We start from the raw sequence: 6,745 nt of genomic DNA, 5'->3' as shown, positions 1-6,745 counted from the left end.
AGTAGATATGTACCTATTAGCAAATTGTGATTATTTAGTATGTAACCAAAATTCGACATTTTCCTTAGTTGCTGAGTTGATTTCTGACATTCCAGAAAAAAATATATTTGATACTTCTCAGGACACTTTTAAAGGAAATTTCAAGCAACTTTTACACTTAATCAAAAGATAGTTTCATAGTAAGCACACTAAACCTTATCCGATAGTCAGAGTAAACACAAGAGATATATCATGATTTTCAATTCTCTACCATTAGCCAATACTAAACCTGACTTAAGAACAGCCAGAGTCACAACTATTCAAAAAGGATTAAAAATCAGATTACTCCGTGTAATAATTCTTGTCTTATTAGATATCCTAGCTTTAACTTTAGCATTGAATATAGCCGTTTTTTATGGTACTGTATTACCATCACCTTGGACACAAGAGTCCTCTTTTATGCTATTAACTATCACTTTGGAGATATTTGTTATAGCAGCTAGAGGACTATACAAGGCAGGTAGTCATCGTTGTAACTATATAAATATTATTAAAACTGTTTCTCTAGGAGCGGTTTTACTTCTATTAATTGCATTTTTATATGAACCAAATTACTATGTATCACGCTCAACTTTTATATTAATTTGGTTATTGTCTATAATCTTTACTTGTACAGCTCGCTTGATATTTGACCAAAGTACCAAAGTTCTAAGAGATAAGGGAGCTATTCGTCATCCAGTTTTTCTCATTACTGAACCAGAAAATCAAGATAATCATATTAAGTTAATAGAAAAACAAAATTGTTATTCTATAGAAAACATAGATACACCTATTTGTCTAGATTTAGCTAACCGAAAGACAACATTTAAACAACTTCATAAACAGGGAATAGAAGAGGTTTTTATCTCCTGGGATGCAATTAAGAATCGCTTATATGTTTGCTGGCATTTTCAAAATGCTGGTATCACTTTACGTATAGTACCCAAACATCATGATTTTTATGACTCTAATTCTATATTTTGGAAGGTTCAAGAAGTTCCTTACTTAACAATTTCTGCACCAATTATTACAGGAACTGATTTTTGGCTAAAGCGATATTTTGATATTATTTGTGCTAGTATTTTGTTAATATTATTGTCACCTGTATATTTAGTGATTGCAATATTAATTAAATTAGATTCTCCTGGTTCCATATTATTCAAACAAGAACGAATTGGTCTCCATAGTCGGAAGTTTAAAATTTGGAAATTCCGAACCATGGTTGCAAATGCAGAAAAATTACAAGCATCATTAGAAAATAAAAATGAAATCAAAGATGGTGTTTTGTTTAAACTGAAGGATGATCCTCGCATTACTCGCGTTGGTAAATTTTTGCGTCGTTACAGTTTAGACGAATTACCACAACTGTTTAATGTGTTAGTGGGTGAGATGAGCCTTGTTGGTCCTCGTCCTCTACCTGAGAGAGATGTCAAAAAATTTACAAGACATCATTTTATCCGACAGGAAGTTCTACCGGGTATCACTGGATTGTGGCAGGTTTCTGGTCGATCTGATATAGATAAATTTGAAGATGCAGTGAAATTAGATATTGATTATATTGAGACTTGGTCACTTTGGTTAGATATGCAAATTTTACTCAAAACTGTGAATGTAGTACTGCAAAAGACAGGTGCATACTAGCGGATAGAGTACTTCTGTATAAAAATCATCCATCCAAATAGAGCAATAAATCGGATAGCCTATCCAGTGGAGCAGAATAACGGGATAGAGATAGTTAAAAACTTCCATTTGTATCGGAAAAACCACCACATAACTTGCAAACAGTTGCAGAAAGTGACTATTATTTGAGCTATTCCTGGGAGATGAAAGCTTAAAGCAAATCACTTAGAACTTCTAAAATTAACTGGGTAGATATGCTGTTAAATCCGGCACATCGACCCAGTTAGAAGTATCATGAGACTGATGAGATAAATCCATTAATATTTGCGAATAAACCCCTTCTTGTAAAGATGGCATGGTTGCATTACCCGTTTCAATCCCCTGCACCCATGTGTCTACTACACGAAGGAAAGCGGAAATTCTCCCATCAGCGTAGTTTTTGGGAAACATTAATCGATTGGGTATTTCTATTTCTGTTAATGGTTTACCCGGTTGGGAACCCCAAACACGGAAACCATGAATATAATCTTTTTGATTTTCACTGCCTAGAACTAATGTACCTTTATCCCCATACACTTCTAACCAGTGGGTGCGAGATGCATGGACAACGGCACTAATAGTAAGTTGGCAAGGTGTACCATCGGCTAATTCCAGCATGAGCATACAGGTATCATCTGTATTGACTGGTTTCAATTCTCCGGTATTGGGATCTGTTCTTTGAGGGATAGCGGTAGTCAAATGGGCGTTTAATCTGCGCACTGGACCAAATAGCCAGTGGATGTAATCAAAAGCGTGGGAACCCAAAGAACCTAATGCACCACCTCCCATATCCTGGCGAGAATACCAGTTCCACGGACGTTCTGGGTTGGCGCGGGAAGAACCCAACCAATCAATCCGAATCAAACGTTTGCTACCGACATAGTTTTCTGATATAAGTTCAGAAAATAACTGCCATCCTGGTACAAAACGAAATTCAAAATCGACTGTAACAATAAGTCCTTTTTCCCGAGCTAAACTGTGGAGCTCTTTGGCTTCTGCTGCGTTGAGGGTGACTGGTTTTTCTAGTAACAAATGTTTCCCAGCTTGCAGTACTGCTTTTGCCATTTCGTAGTGTAAAAATGGTGGTGTAGAGATGCTAACTGCTTGTACTGCGGGTAATTTAACGATATCTGCAATGGTGTTACAGGCATGGGGAATATTGTGAGCCTGGGCGATCGCTTGAGCTTTATTTAAGTCACGGTGATAAATTGCAACTATTTCAGTGCCGGGATGGGCCTGAAATCCTGGGATATGAACTTTTTGACCAAATCCTGTGCCAATAACTGCAACACCAATCACAATTAAATAAATTCCTCATATTTTCAACCGTTGAGATATAATACCATTTTTGGAGAAATAAAGCTTGATTCAAATATAGTTGAGCGATCGCATTGAATTTTTACTGCAAAAATCTCATGGTGAAAGGATAACGATAATATTGTCCTTTGTAAGCTTTGAAAGCAGCAAAGTTGACTAATATTATTTGCAAAATAGCAGTGAGGATAATTAACCCCAATAGAATCATAGATAGTACCCTAAACACATCATTTAAATGATGGGTACTTTTATTAACAATCAGATTTATTCCACATGTAATAACAATTAACAATAGGGATACAAATATTACTAATAAGCTATAAATAGCTAGAGATAATTGGAAATTTAAAGACTCTCTGCCTTGCAAATCAACCCAAGGGAACTTTGATTTTTTCCATAACCAAATAATTAGGGGTCCAAGAATATTCAAAAAAGGTAGATACAAGGGAATGCCTAGAAATATCAAACCAACTAAGGGTATCCACAAAAGAGCGGAGAGATGACACAACACAGCCCAGATTCGCATTTGTCTTGAGCTTTTTTCTCTCATTGATTTTTTATTTTGGGTATCTATAGAGAGTTATCTTCCTTTATTATCTAGACAAATTGATAATTTAACTATCACCCTTTGGGCGACTATCTTTGAGAGCATCGCTGTCAGGCGTTTTTTACAGTTGCATTGAAGATTACGTCAACGTAACATCCTGGCTTTTTATCATAGGCTCTATTGTCCATACAATTCATTATTTTACTGCTCAAGCTAATTCCACAAATAATTGCTCTACGACAATAGTAGCAATATTTTTATTATGAGGAAAGGGTTGTAAGAGCTTGGTGAATAATCATAACTTAAAATCACTTGATTCTGTAGAGCAAATCGCCAGATACTTATTTTTGATTTCTGAGATGATAGGACTTAGAAGTTATAGTACGTCATTGTAAGGCGATCACTGTGTAACAAAAAGGAACATTTATCTTAACAAACTGTATTGATTAAAGTTTCAGAATGTGATTTTTTTCACTTTTTTATTTTTTTTGTTATAATCACCCTATTTTAAAATTATTTAAATTATGCCTGTAAAACGCCGTAAATTTTTATTAGTTGCTGGTTTCAGCACTATGAGTAGTGTTTTGTTAGGTCGTATAGAGCATCAAAATGCTCAAACAACGAATCACAATAGCTCTAAATCTAAACAGAATTTATTATTGCGTTTTGTCTCTGTTGCTGACACGGGTACTGGTACAAGAAGTCAATATGCTGTAGCTCGGGCAATGGCTAAGTATCACAAGCACAATCCCTATGATTTAGTAGTTTTAGCTGGAGACAATATTTATAATAATGGTGAGATAGAAAAAATTGGTGCCGTTTTTGAACGTCCCTACGCAGCTTTATTAAATGCAGGAGTAAAATTTCAAGCAGCTTTAGGCAATCATGATGTTCGGACATTGAATGGCGAATTACAACTTAAATATCCTGGATTTAATATGCAAGGGCGCTACTATACATTTCGCCGCAATCACATCCAGTTTTTTGCTTTAGATACTAATACAAATGCTGATTGGAATAGTCAACTTGCTTGGTTAAAAAACCAATTAAGTCAAAGTAATGCTACATGGAAAGTGGTGTTTGCCCATCATCCTGTCTATGCATCAGGAGTGTACGGGAATAATCGAGCTTTAATCAAAACCTTAACTCCCATATTCCAAAAATATGACGTGAATTTGTATATAAATGGTCACGAACACCATTATGAGCGTACTCGCTCCATTAATGGCACAACTTATCTAATTTGTGGTGGTGGTGCAGGTATTCGTCCTGTGGGACGATCCTCCTGGACTGCTTATTCTGCTTCCAAGCTAAGTTTTGCAGCCTATGATGTGTTTGCAGACAGAATTGAAGTTAAGGGGATTGATATAAAAAATAAAATTTTTGACAGAGGAATTATTTATAAAAAAGCGTAAATATAGCGCTACGTGCAAGTAATAATTAAATCGAATATTGTTTTTTACAATCACAATTAAGACCCAAAAAAACTCCTGTATAAGAAATACAGGAGTTAAAAATTTAATCTTCAGTAATAAAGATGTTAAACCTTAGTCGAGGTCAGGCATAGCCATTACTGGCTCATTATCACGGTCAAGACCCTTCTCAAAACCAGCAACGGCTGCACGAGCACGTCCAGCGTGCCACCAGTGACCGATGAGGAAGAAGAAGGCTAGGACGAAGTGAGAAGCAGCTAACCACTGACGCAGGTTAACAAAGTTGAAGGAGTTAGGTTCAGTGATAACTCCACCCACAGAGTTGATAGAAGCGTTGGGTGCGTGGGTCATGTACTCAGACGCACGACGAATTTGCCAAGGCTGTACGTCGTTACGAACTTTATCCAAGTCTAGACCGTTAGGACCACGTAGTGGCTCCAACCAAGGACCACGGAAATCCCAGAAACGCATGGTTTCTCCACCAAAGATGATTTCACCAGAGGGGGAGCGCATCAGGTATTTACCTAAACCGGTGGGACCTTGAGCAGAAGCAATGTTAGCTCCTAATTTTTGGTCACGAACTAAGAAGATAAAGGACTGAGACTGAGAAGCTTCAGCGTTTGTTGGACCATAAAATTCACTGGGATAAACAGTGTTGTTGAACCAAACAAAACAAGCAGCAGTGAAGCCCATCAGAGATAGAGCTGCCAAGCTGTAGGAAAGGTAAGCTTCACCAGACCAAACTAAGGCACGACGTGCCCAAGCAAAAGGTTTGGTTAAGATGTGCCAAATACCACCAGCAATACAAAGCAGTCCAACCCAGATGTGACCGCCGATAACATCTTCCATGTTATCAACGCCGATCAACCAACCTGCACCACCCAAAGGAGATTTGAGTACATAACCAAATATCACTGCTGGGTTTAGGGTTGGGTTGGTAATGACGCGAACATCACCACCACCAGGTGCCCAAGTATCATATACTCCACCAAAGAACATGGCTTTGAGTACCAACAACAAAGCACCACATCCCAAAATAATTAGGTGGAAGCCGATGATGTTGGTCATCTTGTTCTTGTCTTTCCAGTCATAACCGAAGAAAGAGGAGTACTCTTCTAAGGTTTCTGGACCACGCAGAGCGTGATAAAGTCCACCCACACCTAATACTGCGGAGGAAATCAGGTGGAGTACACCAACTACAAAGTAGGGGAAGGTGTCAATAATTTCGCCACCAGGACCAACTCCCCACCCAATGGTGGCTAAGTGAGGAATTAAAATAAAACCTTGTTCAAACAGGGGTTTTTCGGGGACAAAGTGAGCGACTTCAAATAAAGTCATTGCTCCTGCCCAGAATACGATCAAACCAGCGTGGGCAACGTGGGCACCCAGCAGTTTGCCAGAAAGATTAATTAAACGGGCGTTACCAGACCACCAAGCGAAACCGGTGGATTCTTGGTCACGACCTCCGACCATCATGGAGCTATTAGAGAGCGTTACCACGAGGTAATACCTCCTCAGGGAATATAAAGTTCTGGTGTGGCTGATCTTGAGGTGCCATCCATGCACGGATACCCTCGTTCAGCAAAATGTTTTTGGTATAGAATGTTTCAAATTCTGGGTCTTCTGCTGCCCGCAATTCCTGGGACACGAAGTCATAGGCACGTAAGTTGAGTGCCAAACCCACAATTCCTACTGCACTCATCCATAACCCGGTTACGGGTACAAATAACATGAAGAAGTGCAACCAACGCTTGTTGGAAAAAGCAATCCC

At 38.3% G+C, this 6,745-nt stretch carries 5 protein-coding genes and 1 pseudogene; 2 read left to right on the top strand and 4 right to left on the bottom strand.

Features of this window, described 5'->3' with window-relative positions:
- Positions 1 to 231 precede the first annotated feature (231 nt).
- Entirely contained in the window at positions 232 to 1,659 is a 1,428-nt protein-coding gene (locus tag CALSC_RS15350; protein WP_088242194.1) for a sugar transferase, read from the top strand.
- A gap of 219 nt (positions 1,660 to 1,878) precedes the next feature.
- On the opposite strand, the gene CALSC_RS15345 is transcribed toward CALSC_RS15350, so the two are convergent.
- A complete protein-coding gene (locus CALSC_RS15345) occupies positions 1,879 to 2,976 on the bottom strand; it encodes a Gfo/Idh/MocA family protein (RefSeq protein ID WP_088242193.1) in 1,098 nt (365 codons plus the stop codon).
- 100 nt (positions 2,977 to 3,076) lie between these two features.
- Positions 3,077 to 3,544 carry a DUF4870 domain-containing protein gene (locus CALSC_RS15340; protein WP_088242192.1) on the bottom strand — a complete coding sequence of 156 codons (468 nt, stop codon included), beginning with the start codon at positions 3,542 to 3,544 and terminating at the stop codon, positions 3,077 to 3,079.
- Between the two features lie 521 nt (positions 3,545 to 4,065).
- Here CALSC_RS15340 and CALSC_RS15335 point away from each other — a divergent pair.
- Positions 4,066 to 4,956: a metallophosphoesterase family protein gene (locus CALSC_RS15335; protein WP_088242191.1), complete on the top strand. Its 891-nt coding sequence runs from the start codon at positions 4,066 to 4,068 to the stop codon at positions 4,954 to 4,956.
- Between the two features lie 132 nt (positions 4,957 to 5,088).
- Here CALSC_RS15335 and psbC read toward each other — a convergent pair whose 3' ends face one another.
- Together psbC and CALSC_RS15325 are read right to left on the bottom strand one after the other, a co-directional pair.
- Positions 5,089 to 6,474 carry a photosystem II reaction center protein CP43 gene (gene psbC, locus CALSC_RS15330; RefSeq protein WP_088242190.1) on the bottom strand — a complete coding sequence of 462 codons (1,386 nt, stop codon included), beginning with the start codon at positions 6,472 to 6,474 and terminating at the stop codon, positions 5,089 to 5,091.
- A pseudogene (locus CALSC_RS15325) lies at positions 6,458 to 6,745 on the bottom strand (photosystem II D2 protein (photosystem q(a) protein)); the annotation flags it as partial. The gene psbC and the pseudogene CALSC_RS15325, both read right to left, overlap by 17 nt.

It is taken from the genome of Calothrix rhizosoleniae SC01, assembly GCF_900185595.1.
GTDB classification, from domain to species: Bacteria; Cyanobacteriota; Cyanobacteriia; order Cyanobacteriales; family Nostocaceae; genus Calothrix_A; species Calothrix_A rhizosoleniae.
The sequence above is the reverse complement of the archived record's forward strand: the minus strand, read 5'-3'. Positions and strand labels throughout refer to the sequence as shown.